The 19,261-nt window shown below is 36.8% G+C and carries 18 protein-coding genes and 4 pseudogenes; 11 read left to right on the top strand and 11 right to left on the bottom strand.

All coding sequences use genetic code 11. The annotated features are described in order from the left end of the window. Positions 1–7 precede the first annotated feature (7 nt). Both B9T38_RS15570 and B9T38_RS15565 read right to left on the bottom strand, forming a co-directional pair. Entirely contained in the window at positions 8–1,408 is a 1,401-nt protein-coding gene (locus B9T38_RS15570; RefSeq protein ID WP_004695743.1) for a heavy metal sensor histidine kinase, read from the bottom strand. Continuing rightward, entirely contained in the window at positions 1,401–2,081 is a 681-nt protein-coding gene (locus B9T38_RS15565; RefSeq protein WP_004281866.1) for a heavy metal response regulator transcription factor, read from the bottom strand. The genes B9T38_RS15570 and B9T38_RS15565 overlap by 8 nt, the downstream gene beginning before the upstream one ends. 148 nt (positions 2,082–2,229) lie before the next feature. Between B9T38_RS15565 and B9T38_RS15560 the strand changes: the two genes are divergently transcribed. The 4 genes and pseudogenes from B9T38_RS15560 to B9T38_RS15545 form a co-directional block, all read left to right on the top strand. Beyond that, a complete protein-coding gene (locus B9T38_RS15560) occupies positions 2,230–2,526 on the top strand; it encodes a hypothetical protein (RefSeq protein WP_004695744.1) in 297 nt (98 codons plus the stop codon). An 89-nt stretch (positions 2,527–2,615) separates the two neighbouring features. Beyond that, positions 2,616–4,529 carry a copper resistance system multicopper oxidase gene (locus tag B9T38_RS15555; RefSeq protein ID WP_076755044.1) on the top strand — a complete coding sequence of 638 codons (1,914 nt, stop codon included), beginning with the start codon at positions 2,616–2,618 and terminating at the stop codon, positions 4,527–4,529. Then, the gene (locus B9T38_RS15550) at positions 4,516–5,436 is read left to right on the top strand and encodes a copper resistance protein B (RefSeq protein WP_086197643.1); all 921 of its coding nucleotides are present in this window, start codon (positions 4,516–4,518) and stop codon (positions 5,434–5,436) included. The genes B9T38_RS15555 and B9T38_RS15550 overlap by 14 nt, the downstream gene beginning before the upstream one ends. 23 nt (positions 5,437–5,459) lie before the next feature. After that, a pseudogene (locus B9T38_RS15545) lies at positions 5,460–5,657 on the top strand (hypothetical protein); the annotation flags it as partial. Positions 5,658–5,673: 16 nt separating this feature from the next. Here B9T38_RS15545 and B9T38_RS15540 read toward each other — a convergent pair. Then, positions 5,674–5,866: pseudogene (locus B9T38_RS15540) on the bottom strand (DDE-type integrase/transposase/recombinase); the annotation flags it as partial. Positions 5,867–5,872: 6 nt separating this feature from the next. Here B9T38_RS15540 and B9T38_RS15535 point away from each other — a divergent pair. Next, positions 5,873–6,166, top strand: coding sequence for an NAD(P)H-dependent oxidoreductase (locus B9T38_RS15535; protein WP_373685761.1), 294 nt, complete (start codon positions 5,873–5,875; stop codon positions 6,164–6,166). 88 nt (positions 6,167–6,254) lie between these two features. Then, positions 6,255–6,701, top strand: a complete 447-nt coding sequence (locus B9T38_RS15530; protein ID WP_016658834.1) for a YlcI/YnfO family protein — start codon at positions 6,255–6,257, stop codon at positions 6,699–6,701. A 442-nt stretch (positions 6,702–7,143) separates the two neighbouring features. Here B9T38_RS15530 and B9T38_RS15525 read toward each other — a convergent pair. The 3 genes and pseudogenes from B9T38_RS15525 to B9T38_RS15510 all read right to left on the bottom strand — a co-directional run bounded on the left by B9T38_RS15525 (position 7,144) and on the right by B9T38_RS15510 (position 10,760). Beyond that, positions 7,144–8,478: pseudogene (locus tag B9T38_RS15525) on the bottom strand (ISNCY family transposase). Positions 8,479–8,632: 154 nt separating this feature from the next. Next, positions 8,633–9,967, bottom strand: coding sequence for an ISNCY family transposase (locus tag B9T38_RS15515; protein WP_086197641.1), 1,335 nt, complete (start codon positions 9,965–9,967; stop codon positions 8,633–8,635). Between the two features lie 169 nt (positions 9,968–10,136). Beyond that, positions 10,137–10,760, bottom strand: coding sequence for a haloacid dehalogenase-like hydrolase (locus B9T38_RS15510; protein WP_086197640.1), 624 nt, complete (start codon positions 10,758–10,760; stop codon positions 10,137–10,139). Positions 10,761–11,050: 290 nt separating this feature from the next. On the opposite strand from B9T38_RS15510, the gene B9T38_RS15500 reads away from it, so the two are divergent. Next, positions 11,051–12,376 carry an ISNCY family transposase gene (locus B9T38_RS15500; protein WP_086197638.1) on the top strand — a complete coding sequence of 442 codons (1,326 nt, stop codon included), beginning with the start codon at positions 11,051–11,053 and terminating at the stop codon, positions 12,374–12,376. A gap of 500 nt (positions 12,377–12,876) precedes the next feature. Here the strand turns inward: B9T38_RS15500 and B9T38_RS15495 are convergent, their stop codons facing one another. Together B9T38_RS15495 and B9T38_RS15490 are read right to left on the bottom strand one after the other, a co-directional pair. Then, positions 12,877–13,995 carry a Fic family protein gene (locus B9T38_RS15495; protein WP_086197637.1) on the bottom strand — a complete coding sequence of 373 codons (1,119 nt, stop codon included), beginning with the start codon at positions 13,993–13,995 and terminating at the stop codon, positions 12,877–12,879. A gap of 193 nt (positions 13,996–14,188) precedes the next feature. After that, positions 14,189–14,557, bottom strand: a complete 369-nt coding sequence (locus B9T38_RS15490) for a plasmid mobilization protein (RefSeq protein ID WP_086197636.1) — start codon at positions 14,555–14,557, stop codon at positions 14,189–14,191. A 363-nt stretch (positions 14,558–14,920) separates the two neighbouring features. On the opposite strand from B9T38_RS15490, the gene B9T38_RS15485 reads away from it, so the two are divergent. The 4 genes from B9T38_RS15485 to B9T38_RS16850 all read left to right on the top strand — a co-directional run bounded on the left by B9T38_RS15485 (position 14,921) and on the right by B9T38_RS16850 (position 17,534). Next, complete coding sequence (locus B9T38_RS15485; RefSeq protein ID WP_086197635.1) at positions 14,921–15,268, top strand: hypothetical protein; 348 nt, start codon at positions 14,921–14,923, stop codon at positions 15,266–15,268. Positions 15,269–15,832: 564 nt separating this feature from the next. Next, complete coding sequence (repM, locus tag B9T38_RS15480; RefSeq protein WP_086197634.1) at positions 15,833–16,765, top strand: replication initiation protein RepM; 933 nt, start codon at positions 15,833–15,835, stop codon at positions 16,763–16,765. A gap of 60 nt (positions 16,766–16,825) precedes the next feature. Then, entirely contained in the window at positions 16,826–17,371 is a 546-nt protein-coding gene (locus tag B9T38_RS15475; protein ID WP_249846243.1) for a plasmid replication DNA-binding protein, read from the top strand. Positions 17,372–17,390: 19 nt separating this feature from the next. Further along, positions 17,391–17,534, top strand: coding sequence for a hypothetical protein (locus B9T38_RS16850; protein WP_171263259.1), 144 nt, complete (start codon positions 17,391–17,393; stop codon positions 17,532–17,534). Between the two features lie 183 nt (positions 17,535–17,717). On the opposite strand, the gene B9T38_RS15470 is transcribed toward B9T38_RS16850, so the two are convergent. The 3 genes and pseudogenes from B9T38_RS15470 to B9T38_RS15460 all read right to left on the bottom strand — a co-directional run. Next, on the bottom strand, positions 17,718–18,251 hold the full coding sequence (locus B9T38_RS15470) for an SMI1/KNR4 family protein (RefSeq protein ID WP_086197632.1): 534 nt from the start codon (positions 18,249–18,251) through the stop codon (positions 17,718–17,720). A 197-nt stretch (positions 18,252–18,448) separates the two neighbouring features. Continuing rightward, on the bottom strand, positions 18,449–18,871 hold the full coding sequence (locus B9T38_RS15465) for a hypothetical protein (protein ID WP_086197631.1): 423 nt from the start codon (positions 18,869–18,871) through the stop codon (positions 18,449–18,451). Between the two features lie 155 nt (positions 18,872–19,026). Then, a pseudogene (locus B9T38_RS15460) lies at positions 19,027–19,261 on the bottom strand (ISNCY family transposase); the annotation flags it as partial.

Raw genomic sequence — 19,261 nt, 5'->3', positions numbered from 1 at the left:
AAATGAGTTAAAATGATTCCCCTTGCATGGATTCACTTTGAAAAACAATGGTAAAAATGATTCGACCATTGAGGGATTCAGCCTGGATGGTCGCCCCAAGCATATCAAGAATAGATTTTGTTATGGCAAGCCCTAAGCCGGTTCCTTCTTCTGTTCTTTGTCTAGACGCATCTGTTCGATAAAAACGATCAAATAATCTGGATAGTTGTTCAGGAGAAATCTCAGGGCCTTCATTTTCAATTGAAAATATTGTGTTATCTAAATTCTGTTGAAGTTTTATCTGTATTGTAGAATTCTTGTTTCCATATTTAACTGCATTAGACAATAGGTTGCTGAGTGCGCGACGTAACATAGCAGGATCACCTTTTACATTGCCAGATCCTGTTTGTTGAAGTGTCATATTTTTTTCGGCAGCTAGAGCGTCATAGAAATCAAATAAAGCGGTAACTTCTTTAATGAGGTCAATATTCTGTAAGTTCTGTAAATTTAAGCCATGTTCTGCTTTTGCCAAGAAAAGCATATCGGACACCATTCGAGCCAAACGTTCAAATTCTTCTAAATTAGAAAATAGTATTTCTTGATAAGTACCAATATCTCGGTTACGGGCGAGACATACTTGAGTTTGGGTCATTAAATTATTAATCGGTGTTCTAATTTCATGTGCTAAATCAGATGAAAAATCGGAAAGTTTTTCTAAAGCTGACTCTAGTCTGTCCAGCATAGCATTGAAGGCGATTGCCAATGATTTTAGTTCGGTTGGTGTATGCTCAACTTCTAAACGTTCTGAAAGATGTTGAGCAGAAATTCCTTCTGCGACCTTAGCCATTTTTTGCACTGGTCTTAAACCTCTCCAGGTTGCAAACCAACCTAAAAACATTAAACAAATTGTACCAGCCAAACCAATATACAAAAGTTGACGCTTAAAATCTTTTAGAAAATGTAGATGTTCTGATGTATCGATCCCAACAATAATTCGTACAGATTGTATTTCAGAATTTCTATTTATACCTGTAGTGTAGATCATGCCACGATAGGTCTTATTTTGAACTTGCCATTTAATCCATGAATTATTTGCTGACTTGATTAAATTTTGAGTATTAATGATTGAGGATGCTGAACTAAATAAAATTTGGCCTGTCGGTCGTTCTATTTGGACCATAAGATCATGGTGTCCAACTAACGCATCTCTTAAATAAAGATTAAGTTCTGGAGAATTTTTAGGATGCTGTTGGAGAAGATTCTGAATAAGCTGGATTTTACCTTCTAATTGGGTACGGTCTTGAGTTTCAAAATGATGCATTACTAATTTATTTATGAACAAACCCATAATAATTAGAATGAAAATAGTAGATAATGAGAAAATGATACCGATCCGGAAACTGATCGCTCTGAATAAATTATTATTCATCCTCTACCTCTAGTACATACCCCATTCCTCGAATATTCTGAATTAATTTGGGAGTAAAGTTACTGTCAACTTTACTTCTTAATCGTTTAATAGCGACTTCAACGACATTCGTATCACTATCAAAATTCATATCCCAAATTTGAGAAGCAATCAGCGCTCTTGGTAAAATTTCACCTCGTCTACGCATAAAAAGTTCCATAAGCGCGAATTCTTTTGCCGTCAGATCAATGCGTTGACCCGCTCGCGTTACCCGACGTTTTCTCAAATCAAGTTCTAAATCAGCAATCTTAATAATATTACTATCTTCTCTTTGTTGCCCTCGTCTAAGGAGCGTTTTTATTCGAGCTAGAAGCTCTGCAAAAGCAAAAGGCTTAACTAAATAATCATCAGCGCCTAGCTCTAATCCTTTTACTCGATCTTCGATTTGATCTCGGGCGGTAAGAAAAAGAATGGGCATTGTTTTACCGCTGCTACGAATATCATTGATAATATTCCAACCATTTAGTCCAGGTAACATCACGTCTAAAATAATTAAGTCATACTCTTCAGAAAGAGCTTGATGTTTACCCGTTAACCCATCTGTAACCCAGTCGGTAATATAGCCAGCTTCGGATAAACCTTGCTTGAGATAATCACCAGTTTTTTGTTCATCTTCAACTAATAGTATTCTCATCTCAGAATCCTAAGTTATTCATTAAAACTATAATAACGTTATAAAACATCTGATCGAGATAGATTACAAAAATGTCATTTTCAAGTCACTTAGATGTTCAGTGCTTCACTTTATTGTAGTAGCAAGAAATTAACTTTTAGAGAAATTTATGAAAACTGTAGTGCGTCGTAGTCTAACAATTTTAATGTGTGCTGGAACTTTAATTGCTGGTACTCAATCTTGGGCAAAAGATGTATCAACCTCAAGTGCCACTAAAACGGTAAAAGCACAGAAACCTTGTACAAAACCTTGTAAAATGGAAAAAGATGACAAGACTCAGCAAGATCATAGTCAACATCAGTCTCCTAACTCATCTGACATGTCAAAAATGGATCATTCCATGATGAATATGGACCATTCTAAAATGGATCATTCAAAGATGAATATGCCTAGTAGCAATAAATAATTTTATAAATAGCGAGAAAGAAGTATTAAAGTTTATACTAAATATTTGCTTTATTACTTCAATCTTGACCTTTCTAAAGGTGAGATAGAATGTCAAAAAAGTTAAGTCATATACTCTTAATTGGAGTTGGTTTATTTTCATCAACTTGGGTAATGGCGGCAGTTAAAGAATATGATTTAACAATCGCTGAACAAACTGTAAATATCACAGGAAAACCAGTTGAGAGAATTACTGTAAATGGTAAATTCGTTGCACCACTTCTTGAATTTGAAGAAGGTGATGAGGCCGTTATCCGTGTTCACAATAAGTTAAAAAATCAGGACTCTTCAATCCATTGGCATGGCTTATTATTACCTGGAATTATGGATGGTGTACCTGGATTTAACAAATTTAATGGCATTGCCCCTAATAAAACTTATGAATATAAGTTTAAAGTCCGCCAAAATGGTACTTATTGGTATCATTCACATAGTAAAGGACAAGAACAAGACGGTTTATATGGTGCTTTTGTTATTTATCCTAAAGATAAAACTCCACTAACAGCTGCTGAAAAAACCGATAAAGATTACGTTGTTTTGCTTTCTGATTTTCATAATTCGACAAGTGATCAAATTATGAAAAATATTAAAAAAGAAGCAGACTACTATCAGAACCGCCGCGAAACAGTATTCGATGTATTAAAACAAGTTAAACGTGATGGGCTAAAAGCGACTTGGCAAGACCGTTCTATGTGGAATCAGATGCGAATGCTGAAAACAGATATGTCCGATGTGACTGGTTATACATTTTTAATGAATGGCAAGACACCTCAGCAAAATTGGACGGGTAACTTCAAAGCTGGTGAAAAAGTTCGCCTTCGTTTTATTAATGCTTCCGCTATGTCATTCTTTGATGTACGCATTCCAAACCTAAAAATGACTGTAGTCAGTGCTGATGGTCAACCTGTAAAGCCCGTTCCTGTAGATGAGTTCCGTATTGGTACTGCTGAAACTTATGACGTAATTGTGGAACCAAAACAAGCACATTACCAAATTGAAGCTGAATCTATTGATCGTACCGGTTTTTCAGTGGGAACATTACATGAAGAAAGCAGCCCAGCAGTCAAACAAATTGAGATGCCTAAGCCTCGTCCTCGTTCTTTATTGACTATGGAAGATATGGGAATGAATCATGATATGTCATCTATGAAAGATATGAATCACGATATGTCTTCTATGAAAGGTATGGATCATGATATGTCTTCTATGAAAGGCATGAATCACGATATGTCTTCTATGAAAGGTATGGATCATGATATGTCTTCTATGAAAGATATGAATCATGATATGTCTTCTATGAAAGGCATGAATCACGATATGTCTTCTATGAAAGGTATGGATCATGATATGTCTTCTATGAAAGGTATGGATCATGATATGCCGATGAATAGCGCTACTGTTAAGGCGGCTTCAGACAAGAATGATAATACCGTATTTGGATGGGCAAATGCTTCAACACCTGAAGGTAATAAAGCATTGCAATATAGTGATTTGCAATCGTTAGATCCTCAAAAAGACACTCGTGCAGCTGAACGTGAAATAGAGATCCGTCTTGGTGGAAACATGGAGCGTTATATTTGGACAATAAATGGTAAAAAATTTAATGAAGCCGACCCACTAGTGGTGAAGTATGGTGAACGTATTCGCTTAAAATTTGTCAATGACAGTATGATGGCTCACCCAATGCACTTACATGGCATGTTTATGCAGCTTGAGAATGGTCAGGATCCAAGCAATATGCCAAACAAACATACGGTAATTGTTCCACCTGGGAAAACGATAACCACTCTACTCACAGCTGATGAGTTAGGTGAGTGGGCTATTCATTGTCACCTGCTTTACCATATGAGTGCAGGAATGATGAATAAACTCATTGTAGCTCAAGTGGAAGATGGTAATTCTACAAAGACTGTTCCTCAGTCCCAAGTAAATGAGAAGGGAGTAAATCCACATGCAAATCACTAAGAATTTCTTCTCAAAAACAGTCTTATCAATTGCATTAATAAGTATATCAAACTTAACTTTTGCTAATAGCAGCACTTCGGAACAAGAAAGTAATATTACAAATGGTATGAGAGTCTTATTACAGGAGTCTGGTGGCTTAAGATATAGCCCCCAAGAATTGTATCCAGAATATTATTCAATGGAAAATGCAAATGGGGGAGATAATATTATTTTGACTGCAAGAAAGAGATCAGACGGATCTCACGATGATCATCTTAAAGAACATGGCGGACAAATTTATCAAGTAACAAGACTTGAAAATGCATGGATGGTTGATGAAGACGGTAAGGGCAACCTAGGAACAAAGCTTGAAACTTTGATTGGAACAGATGAAAATCGTCTATTTATTGAAGCCAATTCGGAAAAGTCAGAAAGTAATGATCCAAAATATGCTGTATCAGCACTTTATAGCCGTAACGTAGCCCCATTTTGGGATATACAAGCTGGTGTAAGATATAGCGAAGATAAAAATAGCAGCAACAGTGATCGAGTTGATGGTGTTATTGGTGTATTAGGATTAGCTCCTTATTTCTTTGAAACACAAGCTTATTTATACGGTGGTGAGAATAATTTTTGGGGAGCAAGTTTTGAATTAGAACGTGATTTGCTTTTAACTCAGAAACTTATTACTCAACCTTATATCGAAGCAGATGTAATATTTAGCGATGATTCTAACTATGCTGCAAAATCAGGTTTATCAGAACTAAAAACTGGTATCAAAACCCGATATGAGATTACTAAGCGAATTAAACCTTTCATTGATGTTGCTTACCAATATGAAAAAGGACAGAAAGCCACTTCTATGCAAGAGGCAACAGAGTCTGAAAAGGGATGGAAATATGGTGCAGGCATCGAATTAGTTTTTTAAAATAGTATGATTTGGATTCATGAATGGTAGCTTCGGCTACTATTCATGAATTATTACTATTTATTTTCGAATCTGTAAAACTAAAAAAGCTTAATTTTTGGTCTATTTTTATGCAGTGGTTAAAAACATGCTTATCGCTGTTTTTATCGTTTGCTATTCTTTTAGTAGGATCGGCTGCTACTACTTCGTCTGTACATCATCGGTGTTTAATGCCATCTGAATAGATGCATGTGGCATAGCCGTCTTCATCGATTTGAATCCTAAAGTGGCCCTAATGATCCGCTTTAGCTTGCCATGATTACATTCGATCACGTTATTTTTATACTTAACCTGCCTGTGCTCAAGATCTGGTGGACATTTTCTTTCCCATTTTAACCGTGACAAAGCACCTCCATATGTGTGCTTTATCTGTATCTATCACTTGTGGGGCCTTCCTTTGCCAGAAGATGCGGATACTGAGCATCCAAAAGTAAAAGAACTGCATGAGCTTCTTGCATGGTCTGAAGGTATGGTCTGGTGTTCACCTGAACGTCATGGTTCTATGAGTTCCATTTTTAAATCACAAATAGACTGGATTCCACTTGCAGGAGGAGCAATCCGTGCTACCCAAGGTAAAACCCTTGCCTTGATGCAAGTCAGTGGTGGATCACAGTCTGAACCGTACCGGGTTTGTCGGAGAGTCAATATTCTGAGAGACTATCCCGATGACAAAATTAAAATATACCCCTGAAATCAGAGAAAGAGCGGTTCAAAAAATTTGAAACTACCATCTTAATGATATACTCTAATTGATATACATTTAGATTGGGTTGTTTATAATGTTGATGCTTCGATTACCTGTAGAATTAGAAAAACAGTTAGATCAACTGGCTGAAAAGAGTCAAAGAACGAAATCATTTTTAGCCAGAGAAGCTATTTCTATGAGTATTGAGAGCTTATCGAAAAAATATATACATGAAAACAAAGGGTTAAGTTACATGAATATTAATCTATATGAAACTCTCGTTAAATTTTTTTCTACACCAGTTAATTTAGAAACTGAATCTAGAAAATCTAAATTTATTATGTTTAGTGAGGACGGAAAATTATTTGTTCACAATAACAAAGATAATATTCGCCCTTTAAGCACTGATGAAGTTGATAATTTTTATAAGATTTTTAAGGAAACTGGAAGTCGATCTCCATCAACCTATACCGATGTAACCTTCAACTCATCATATATTCTTGCTGCACTATCTCATTTAAAAGAACAAGCTATTATTTAAATAGCTTATACAAATAAAAAACCCCGGCATCCTGCCGGGGTTTTTTATTGGAACATTAGGTCTTTGTGCTCTTGCATGTCTTATATAGCGCCATCCTGGTGCTTATTTTTTATTATATGGAACTTCCTGTTCCTGACCATTCAATAATATGAAAATTCCAGTATGCCGCATAGCAGCAAAGGGCCGAGATTCACGTAAGCCTAGGCCTACAAAATAGCCTAAATTTCATCCACAGAAATTGGGGATAGTTTTTACCCTGGAAGAGTTGATAACATTCGGAAAATGCCAAAATTGATCATTTTTAAGCCGACTTGTTTCAAAATCGGATTTTTGGGCATTTTGTGATCAGTGTGAAATTTTTAAGTTATTGATATTAATATACAAGTGTTGTTATTCACCAATTAAAATGTCTATGCGATAAACCATTTAAAATGTCCTGTTTTTAACCACAAGAGTCAAGCACAGGATTTAAATTTCTTTGTTCAATAACAGCTTTCTGAGCTTTACGACTCGGCATACTTTTCTTGAGGCGGGAACGTTTATTCTGTTTTTCCAATGCTTCATACTGTTGCTGGATATGGGCCAGAACCGAACCTAATCTTTTATTCTCAACCACTGCATTTTGCTGTAGTCCAGCCAGTTTATTGAAGACGCTATAATAGATCTTCCGTCCCTCATACATGATGGCGATAGTTCCATCCGGGTACTCCAGAAATGAAATGTATTGCCCAGCAAGCTTATGATTCAGCTCTGTCGGTTCAAGCATATAAATACACTTGTCATAGGTCAGAGTCAGATTCTTGGTGACCTTACGCGGTTCCTGCCAGGTAAAAATATCATCCAGTTCAAGATCAGATTCGGCTAATGGTCGATGTAAATTCTTTGAGTTTCGTGCACATTTAGCGAACTTCTGATTGAAATGCTCAATAAAGCAGGGTAGCCATGCATTGGCTTCGGCAATCGAACCCATGCCTTCCAGGCGAATCTCCTTAATCAGGCGGTCCTAAAGGGTTCTGTTGGCACGTTCTACACGGCCTTTGGCCTGTGGGGAATTGGCGAAGATAATATCAATGTTTAACTCATTCAGAATCCGGCCAAATTGCGTGATCTTACTATCTTGACTCGATTTTTGATTGACTCGGAATACCGAGTGTTTATCGCTATAAAAGGCCAAAGGCTTGCCGTATTGTTCAATGTAGGCTCGGGTTGAAAGCATATAGTCAAAGGTTGTTTAAGCCTCACAAAAGCGCAAATGCAACAGCTTGCCAGTAGCATCATCGATATACACCAATAAACAGCACTTAGCAGCGCGTCCTTCGAACCAGTCATGATATGAGCCATCAATCTGAATCAGTTCACCGAAGCAATCACGGTTATAACGTGGCTGATATGGACGCTTCAGGCGCTTGGATCGAGGAATCCACAGGTCATTGGCCGTCATCCAGCGCCGAAGCGTTTCTACCGGGATATTCAGGTCAAACATGCTGCTGAGCTTTTCATGCGCCAAGGTGGGTCCAAAGCCCAGCAAATGTTCAGCAATAATGGAAAGGCACTTTGATTTTAACAAGTCATCATGGCGACGATGGCCAGGTTGACCACGACTGGCATGTGCCATACCTGAGACACCATCTTGATTGAGCTTCTGCAATAACCGGGTAATTTGACGGGTGGAAAGATTCAGGATTTCAGCAGCACGGACCTGGGTAATACGATGATCTCGAACGTCTTGCAGAACTGCAAGTCGTTGAATTTCTTTGTCAGACATAGACACCAACATATCAAACCGTCCGCTAACGAAATTGCAAAAGTGCATATTCTAAAAGCGGACATTTTTACTTTGGAGAAACCGGACATTTCTATTTGGGGCTTACATTTACTGTTATTCACCAATTAAAATGTCTATGCGATAAACCATTTAAAATGTCCTGTTTTTAACCACAAGAGTCAAGCACAGGATTTAAATTTCTTTGTTCAATGATAGCTTTCTGAGCTTTACGACTCGGCATACTTTTCTTGGCCCGGGAACGTTTATTCTGTTTTTCTAACTCTTCGTGTTGTTGCTGGATATGCGCCAGGACTGAACCTAATCGTTTATTCTCAACCACTTCATTTTGCTGTAGCCCAGCCAATTTATTGAAAATGCTGTAGTTGAGCTTTCGTCCTTCATGCATGAGGGCCACAGTCCCATCCGGATACTCCAGAAATGAAATGTATTGCCCAACTAATTTCTGGTTCAATTCAGCCGGTTCAAGCATATAAATACATTTGTCATAGGTCAGGGTCAGATTCTTGGTGACCTTACGTGGTTCCTGCCAGGTAAAAATATCATCTAGTTCAGCATCAGATTCCGTTAAAGGGCGATGCAAGTTCTTCGAGTTTCTCGCACACTTGGCGAACTTCTGATTGAAATGCTCAATAAAGCAGGGCAGCCAGGCATTTGCTTCGGCAATCGAACCGATGCCTTCCAGGCGCATCTCCTTGATCAGACGGTCCTGAAGGGTTCTATTGGCACGTTCTACGCGACCTTTGGCTTGCGGTGAGTTGGCGAAGATAATATCAATGTTTAACTCATTCAGAATCCGCCCAAATTGCGTGATCTTGCTGTCTTGGCTCGATTTCTGATTCACTCGGAATACCGAGTGTTTATCGCTGTAAAAGGCCAAAGGCTTGCCATATTGCTCAATGTAGGCTCTAGTGGAAAGCATATAGTCAAAGGTCGTTTCCGCCTCACAAAAGCGCAAATGCAACAACCTTCCAGTGGCATCATCGATATAAACCAGCAAGCAGCATTTGGCGGAACGGCCTTCAAACCAGTCATGATATGAGCCATCAATCTGGATCAGTTCACCGAAGCAATCACGGTTATAGCGTGGTTGGTATGGACGTTTCATTCGTTTGGATCGCGGAATCCAGAGCCCATTGGCCGTCATCCAGCGCCGAACTGTTTCTATCGGGATATTCAGATCAAACATGCTACTGAGCTTCTCATGGGCCAAGGTGGGTCCAAATCCAAGCAGATGTTCAGAAATAATTGAAAGACATTGCGATTTTAATAAATCATCATGGCGATGATGGCCCGGTTGACCACGACTTGCATGAGTCATGCCTGAAACACCATCTTGATTGAGCTTCTGTAATAACCGGGTAATTTGACGGGTAGAAAGATTCAGGATTTCAGCAGCACGGACTTGGGTAATACGATGATCTCGAACGTCTTGCAGAACTGCAAGACGTTGAATTTCTTTGTCAGACATAGTGATCAGCATCTATATTTTATATCCAGTCCATGGTGATAAAAACCATCATAAACTAGACATTTTTATTGGTGAGAATATAGACATTTTGAATGGGTTCTAACATTTACGTTTCGTATAATCAGCCATTATGTTAAATGGGATGCTAATCATGGATATTAGAACCAAAAACTACTTTACCTCACCTCTGGGTGTCAAATGAGGTCATAGAGCCATCTTTATCAACTAAGTAGGCTTTATCGCAAAGAGTTAAAATTGGAAGATCGCTTAAACTATCAGAGTACCCATGGCTAAAATTTAGAACAGCGTTAAATCGATTGTTTAACATCGTCTTTTTGTTTTTATAAATGCATCTTTCATCTAAATAGAAGGAACCAAAGTTTCTACGTGTGATTGAGCCAATTACTTCAAAGTTAGTTGTATTGAAAAAACTAGGATAAATCTGCTTGATGAATTCTACTGGTGTGCCACTAATAAAAATGACTTGATCACCATTTGCTTTGTGAAACTCTAACTGTTTAAGCGCATTATCAAAAGGGGTCATTTTTAAAGAGAATGATTTGCAAAATTTCTCAGTGAGAGTGCCTAACTGCGATTCTGAAATGCCTAGAAAAAGGAAAAATAAAATTAAATTTAACCCAAACTTACCTTTTGTATTAACAAGATAAATAAGAAATGAGATAAAAATAATCGGAAGAAATATAACAGAATTGAGTAATCTTTCTTTAATTGAACACTTGATGAACTCTAAAAAAATATCTTCCTTGTGTAAGGTTCCATCAATATCAAAAAAAACATAATTCATTCATTATTTCCTAAATAAAAATTTGATAGTTGATGGATTGAACACTGTAAGTAAAGAGAGATATCTTTTGGCACACGATTTAAGGTTGAAATCTTTGCATCATTTGGTCGAGACTGGATTAAATCTCAAGTTTAAATTAAGAAAATCTAAAATTAACATAATACACCTTATACGAAATTTGAATGTAAGCCCCAAATAGAAATGTCCGGTTTCTCCAAAGTAAAAATGTCCGCTTTTAGAATATGCGCTTTTGCGATTATCGAAGCGGACGGTTTGATATGTTGGTGTCTATGTCGGATAAAGAACTTAAACGATTGTCGATCTTGCAGGAAATCTGTGATCAACGCATAACTCAATCCCAAGCTGCTCAGTTATTGCATATTTCTGAACGTCAGATCAGACGCTTATTGCAAAAATACAAAGCTCAAGGCCCAGCTGCATTAGCCCATGCCGGTCGTGGCCAAACCAGCAATTCCAAGCTTCCTGAAGAACTCAGACTCAAGTGCCTCAATATTATTTCTGATCAACTTCATGGTTTCGGACCCACTTTAGCGCATGAAAAGCTCACCACCGTGCATGGATTCGATCTTTCAGTAGAAACCCTGCGTTGCTGGATGATTGCAGCCGATTTATGGATTCCTCGCTGCAAGCGATTGAAACGTCCATATCAGCCTCGATATAACCGGGATTGTTATGGTGAACTGGTACAAATCGATGGCTCACACCATGACTGGTTTGAAGGACGCGCTGCTAAATGCTGTTTGCTGGTGTTTATCGATGATGCCACAGGCAAATTACAGCATTTACGCTTCTGTGAATCAGAATCAACCTTTGACTATATGATTTCAACACGCCTGTATGTCGAACAGCACGGTAAGCCTTTAGCATTTTACAGCGACAAACATTCAGTCTTTAGGGTGAATCAAAGCAGCAAGAAAGACACCAAAGTTACGCAATTTGGACGCGTACTCAGTACCCTCAATATCGATATCATCTTCGCTAACTCACCTCAGGCCAAAGGTCGCGTAGAACGTGCCAACAGAACCCTTCAGGACCGTCTGATCAAGGAAATGCGCCTGGAGGGTATCAATTCGATTGCAGATGCGAATAAGTGGTTGCCCTGCTTTATCGAGCAGTTTAATCGTAAATTTGCCAAGATGGCTTTTAATCCCAAGGATCTACACCGGACTGTCACTGAAACAGCTGAGGAATTAGATGATATTTTTACCTGGCGTGAACCCCGCAGAGTCACGAATAGCTTGACCATTACTTATGATAAATGCGTATATCTCCTGGAGAATACAGAAGAAAATCAGAGGCTGATCGGTAAATATCTTGAATTTCTAGAATACCCCGATGGTACGGTAGCGATTGAGCATCAAGGTCGGAAGATCAATTACAGCATCTTCGATAAGTTAAGTCAGCTCAACCAGCGAGAGATCGTTGAGAATAAACGTTTGGGTTCAGTCTTGGCTCATATCCAACAACAGCATGAAGAATTGGAACAACAAAATAAACGCAATCGTTCTCAATCTATGCCACGTAGACGTGCACAGAAAACAGCAATTCAACAACGGAATCTGAATCCTGTGCTTGACTTGGAAAGTCCTGTATAGGACATTTCTATTTGGTTATTAGGTAGGACATTTCTACTTGGGAATAACAGTAAAATAAATAGTGTTATATTTCAAAAAGTTATGCTATAAGAAATTTGGGACGCAAACCCGAAAAGCCGACTTGGAAACAAGTCGGTTTTTTTATGAGCGGTTTTGATAGTTCTTGCCAATAATTTTGTTTAAAAAGTAGTCAATTTTGCGGTTTTTCCAATGTTCTCAACGTCCCAGGATCTAAAATTATCCCCATTTCCTGCGGATAAACCTGGGACAGTTTTTAATCATCTTTGTAAGCATTTTCTCACATTAATTCAAGTCTATGACTACTAGTTCACATACTTGAAAATTCATATGATTAGTCCATCAGGAACAGGAAGTTCCGGAACGTAAAATGGATGTTTATGTTCTAACGCAAGGATCGTGAGGTACAACAGGACGTTATACCTAGAACCGAATATGAGAAACCCCGGCAGGATGCCGGGGTTTTTTATTACTTAGAATATCTATAACTGAGTATTGATCTGATAGCGTGTATTACGTCCACCACCTTCTAATTTGACGATACATTTTTTCTCAAGTAGATCTGATAAATGGCGAGTAGCTGTTGCTTTACTGACTTTAGCAACCTTTTGATATTGTGACGCACTGATACCATGTTCAAAGCCATTCTCGCCACCGTCTAATAAACGATTTAGGACTTTGCGTTGTTCTTCACTCAGGGCTAAATTTGAATACTTATGCCAAAATTGACTTTTAAATAATGTTCGATTGATCTGTGCTAAGGTTTTTTCAAGGCTATCATTCAATGTATCTAGAAACCAAACTAGCCAATCTGTGATATCAGAATCATTTTTTTGAGTTTGTTCTAATATCTCATAGTAACTTTTACGTTTATTTAATATCGCAGTAGACATTGCATACAAACGGATACTCTGTTCATCCATTTGAGCTAAAGCAAGGTCTGTAAGGGTACGTGTAATACGTCCATTACCATCATCAAAAGGATGTAGGGTAACAAACCATAAATGGGTAATGCCTGCACGTAACAGAGGATCAAGCAATGAATCATTCAGACTTTGATTAAACCACGCTATGAATGTATTTAAGCGTTCTTCTAAGCCTTCTCTTGGCGGTGCTTCAAAATGTACTTTAGGATAATCCAATCGACCTGAAACGACCTGCATAGGCTCTGATCCCCGAAGTTGACCAATGCGTAAACGTTGCATTGTCCAATCCGGATCATTGAAAAGCCAACGATGCCATTGCATGAGACGCTCAACAGTCAGTGGTTGCTTAACATCGTTAAGTGCATCTAGCATGATATTGGCTAAACCTTCTGATCGATCTGAGCTTGGATAAGGCTGTTCAAGCGTAACACCCAAGCGTTGAGCTAGAGATGATCGCAATGAAAAAACATTGATGGTTTCATTTTCAATTGCTGATGAAGCAACAAGATTGGCCAGAAGAGTATCTAGAGTGAATTGTTCTTTTGCTAAATCATGCTGACTTTGTCCAAGAAGAATCCCTATTTTTTGATGTATCTGTCTGGTTTTAGGCAAGATAATTGAATCTTGCCATGTGAAATTTGTCCAGTTTTGTATTTGCCAAATCCATTCCTGCATTTTCAATCTTTCTCTGAAAATCTAAGATGAGTTGAATATAGCATATATTCGACTCAATTAATGAGCCGAATATATTGGTTAATTAGCTCATCTATTTATCTAGGATACTGGGAGCAGTCTAATAAAATGGCTACTTAACATAAAATCTCATATACGAAATTCAGTTGTAAGCCCCAAATAGAAATGTCCTGTCTTAAAATTTGATCTTGGATCGGACTTTTGAAATGAACAAATCAATCGAATTTTGATTTCTGGAAAAGTCCAGCAGCAAGCCATTCACCCTGGATCGGATTTCTTTAGGATCGGTTAACTCAGCACTCATGAGGTTTTTAAGCAACCCGCCCACTTTATTCAGACCCGCTTTCAGACTGCGGATCTCCTGGATGGTTTTGATATCAGTCAGGCTTTGAGGCTGATAGCCCAAACCCAAATCACGTAAATATTGAGAATTAGATAAATTGGCCTCTTTGGCCCTGGATTCGATCATCAATTTTTCTTCTTCAGTCACCACGACTTTAATCGTTTTTTGGCGTATTCGTTTCGGCTTTTTATCATCAGACATTTTTTAATTCCTTATCACAATACAGTTTGGCTGTGCCAAAAGCTCCGCAGGACAAGATGCCACGTTGAGCTTGAAAAGCGAATAAGAGGAGGTAATGGTGTGCTAATCATGCTTGCATGTTGGCCAACATTACACATCTTGCCTACTTTTCCCTTAACCACTTTCTCAAATATTCCTAAATTTTCTCAAATATTCTTAAAAACCGCTTATCCAAACAGGCTAAAAACCCAAAATCTTACTTATTCTCGAATATTCTTAAAAATTCCTAAATTTTCTCATTTTTTCCTATTTTTTCCTATTTTTTCCTAAAAAATCCTAGATAATCCTATTTATTAACAATCCATGATGAAGTAGGAGCAAATCATGGCTGTACGTCACCTAGCTAAAAGATACGTTCTTCAATCAAAAGAAAAGATCCTGGAAATGCATGAACAGGCATATACCCTTAAAGAAATTTTTGCGGAAATTCCTGAACTAAACCAAAACATTTCGTATCAGTCATTATCACGAGTTTGTCTACAGATGGACTTATTGAATAAAAAGAAAAGTAAAGAAATAACGTCAAAAGAAGAAGTAGAAACACAGGAGATCACTTCAAATCCTGAACCAAAGAAAGAAATGACCAATGCGGAGAGAAATTTAGAAAAATTGACCAATAGAAAGCCCAAATTTTCTTATGATCCTCATACAAAGGGAAAAGATTTTTACTGACCCTATTTAAACATTGCTCTAGATCGCTCTCATTTGCGCTCTATGCTCAAATTCACAATGAAAGATACAGAACGAGTGTCTACGAGTGAAATCGCTGAAATTCGCCCCTAGACCCTCTGAAAAACCGCTTTTTATTTTTTATTCTCTCAAAGAGCTTAGATCACATGCTGAAATTTGCTTTTCTTAAATTCACGTAAGCATAAGCCAGAAAATTGCCCCATCGAATCGAGCGAAAGCGAGATTCAATAGAGTTTGAGCGTAGCGAAAACAAAGGGCAATTTTTCCTTCCCTTGGCTTTTAATTATTTTTAATACTTTTAAATGCTTTTAGATGTGCTGTAAGCCTTTATTCATAATGCTTTTAGGGCTTATATGACTACGTTTACCTACCAATATGACTACGTTTACCTACCAATATGACTACGTTTACCTACCAATATGACTACGTTTACCTACCATAAATCTACGCTTTATTTTTTGTAGACTTAACTACGTTTACCTTGCATTTAACTACATAATATTTTATATAGATTTATATTCACAAATAAAAATGTAGATTAATAAAATGCGAGACTTGGTTGTAAAAGATAATGCTCTAATTAACGCAAGCTATAACTTGGATCTAGTTGAACAGCGACTCATTCTTTTAGCTATTGTCGAAGCACGGGAAAGTGGTAAAGGTATTAATGCGAACAACCCTTTAGAAGTCCATGCAGAAAGCTATATAAATCAATTTAATGTCGCAAGACAGACTGCTTATCAAGCATTAAAGGATGCTTCAAAAGATTTATTTGCTAGACAGTTCAGTTATCAAGAAGTGAATAAACGAGGAAATATCGAAAATGTACTAAGCCGTTGGGTTAGTGAGATTCGTTATATTGATGCTGAAGCAACTGTTAAATTAATTTTTGCACCAGCTATTGTTCCATTAATTACTAAGCTCGAAGAACAGTTCACTAAATATGAATTGCAGCAAGTTAGTAACCTCAGTAGTGCTTATGCTGTGCGCTTATATGAGTTACTGATTGCATGGCGCAGTACTGGTCAGACTCCAACTATAGAGCTAGAAGAGTTTAGAAAGAGAATTGGTGTACTAGATGAAGAATATACAAGGATGGGGAATTTTAAAAACAGGGTCTTACATCCAGCTATAGCTCAAATTAATGAGCATACAGATATTACTGTTAAATATGAACAGCATAAAAAAGGACGTTTAATTTACGGTTTTTCATTTTCATTCAAGCAGAAGAAAAATGTTAATAAACCCAATCCCGGAACTAGAGATCCAAATACTTTGGATATTTTCACCAAATTGACAGATGCTCAACGCCATTTATTTGCTAACAAATTGTCAGAATTACCTGAGATGGGTAAATATTCTCAAGGTACAGAAAGTTATGCTCAGTTTGCTGTACGGATTGCTGAAATGCTATTAGATGCGGAAAAGTTTAAAGAATTATATCCATATCTAGTAAAGGTTGGCTTCCAAGCAAAATAACGATAATGTTCAGCCAACATGTTCACCTGAACATCCTTGTACATGAACAGAGGGATTGTATTGAACACTACAAAATTTAGCGTAATGGACGCTAGTAAAGCTTTTAAAAAATCAAGAACGACCATTTACGAAGCTTTAAAAAATGGTGAGTTATCAAGGGATAATGATGGGCTTATAGACTTATCTGAACTGATCAGAGTCTATGGTAATCCTATCGTCGTACAACACAATGTACGTACTGAACACGTTCAAAAGGATGTACCTGTACATGTCCATTCTGAAATGGAACAAGTATTAAGAGAACAAATTAATCTGCTTAAAAGCCAGTTGGATTTAGCGAATCAACGAGAGAAATCCTTAATGCAACACATTGAGGATTTAACTCACAGAATCGAGTTCAAAGGTAATTTAGAACAGCCCTTAAATACAGAAATTAATGATGAACAAAATCCTACTATCAATTCCAATACAGCAGATACTCAAGTCATAACTAGCCAGACTGAAGAAGTAGCGCACATACAAAACCAGCCTGATATAAAACCTACTCCGCATAGAAAACGTGGTTTATTTGGCCGTGTACTGAATGCCGTCTTTGATAATGACTGAGCAATAAGGGTGAAAGATCATGCCAAAACTGAAAGACATTGCCCTGGGCATTTTGGTTGCTCCAGTACTGATCCCAATCATGCTGATTGCATCCTACCAGGATAAAAAGGCATTTAAAAAAGAGCTGGAAGAACGCCAAAAAGAACAGAAACAGAAGCAATGATTGTTCATTTAAGCTAATCAAAGTCGTGAAACATTGATCAAATAACAGGCGTGGAACAGGTTAAAAAGATGAAAAAGCCCAATCGGTGAGGATTGGGCTTTTCACATCAACATAAACAATTGTTTTTCAAAGAAAAATTTTTCATATTTCGTATAACGTGTATTATGTTAATTTTAGGGAATTTTAAAAATGATCCTCTTTCAATAACGCCATAAAAGAAGTGAAATTATCTGCTAATTTTATAGTTCTCAACTTATTTTCAGTTGGTGATAGTTGGATAAGGTCATCATGATAAATCAGAGTAATAGCTGGTTCATCAGTATCAAGATCATCTCTATAATCAAAAGCTAGTAAGTCACCACCTGCACATTCTCCAAAAATCACTATGTGTTTATCCATAAATTCATACATGTGTTCATCAGGCTGATTTAATTCAATTGCTTCATATTTTTTGATGGAATCCTCATACTTTTTACGATCTTCTTCATCCCAAATTTCTATTTCTTCATATCCGTAGCTATAAAAATATACGTCTCTATCTGTGAACTCATTGTTATGATCTAAGAACTCAAAATAGTTCTTTTGAGGAGTTAATCCATTGTGTTTACTGAGTAATTCAACATAAGACTTAGGAAATTTATAACCAATAGACTCAGCATAATCTTCAATAATTTTTCTATCAATTTGGCCATGATCTCTGCTTACATCAATATTCATTTAATCCGCTCAATTAATTTTTTTATAGTATAAATTAGGAATTAAAATTTCCATTTAACATAATGGTCGTTATACGAAATTTTTAAATTTCTTTAATTATCATAAGGATAATCTCATTTTTTAAATTTAGTATAAGGTATATTATGTTAATTTTAGGAAAACTTAATTTTTACCAAGTTATTATTTTATAAAAAATTTCAATTAATAGGTATACAGTCCAAAGGCTCATAAATATAAAAAGTAACTTTTCCTTCACTCACTTTTTCTACTTTTTTCAATTTTATAGAAGATGAATATGAGCATTCATAAGCAGATATAGCTTCTTTCATACTATCACTTGAGTTAAATAAATACTGTGATTCATATCCATCATCAAAATTGAATTTAATGATTTCTCTATATACTTCTATCCCTTTATTATAAAAAGTAATTTTTTCAAAGTCTTCATTTGAAATAGACAGTTGAGCAGTATCCCAATTAAAGTTAGTCAAGCTTGAAAGTTTGATTGTTTGATTGTTTTCTTTCATTAATGAGTCGCCATCAAACCGTCTTTCTAAAACAAAAAAATAAAAAAGAGAAGCAGCGATAATAAATAAAATAGTAGATTTAATATTCATCATATTATGGTTTTATCATCTTAAGATTTTTAAATTAATTTAACGTAATGGCCATTATACGAAATTTTTAAATTTTGTTAATTATCAAAATGATAATCTTGTTTTTCAATGTTATTCCCAAGTAGAAATGTCCTACCTAATAACCAAATAGAAATGTCCTATACAGGACTTTCCAAGTCAAGCACAGGATTCAGATTCCGTTGTTGAATTGCTGTTTTCTGTGCACGTCTACGTGGCATAGATTGAGAACGATTGCGTTTATTTTGTTGTTCCAATTCTTCATGCTGTTGTTGGATATGAGCCAAGACTGAACCCAAACGTTTATTCTCAACGATCTCTCGCTGGTTGAGCTGACTTAACTTATCGAAGATGCTGTAATTGATCTTCCGACCT

This window comes from Acinetobacter sp. ANC 4218, from assembly GCF_002135245.1.
Taxonomy (GTDB): domain Bacteria; phylum Pseudomonadota; class Gammaproteobacteria; order Pseudomonadales; family Moraxellaceae; genus Acinetobacter.
The sequence above is the reverse complement of the archived record's forward strand: the minus strand, read 5'-3'. Positions and strand labels throughout refer to the sequence as shown.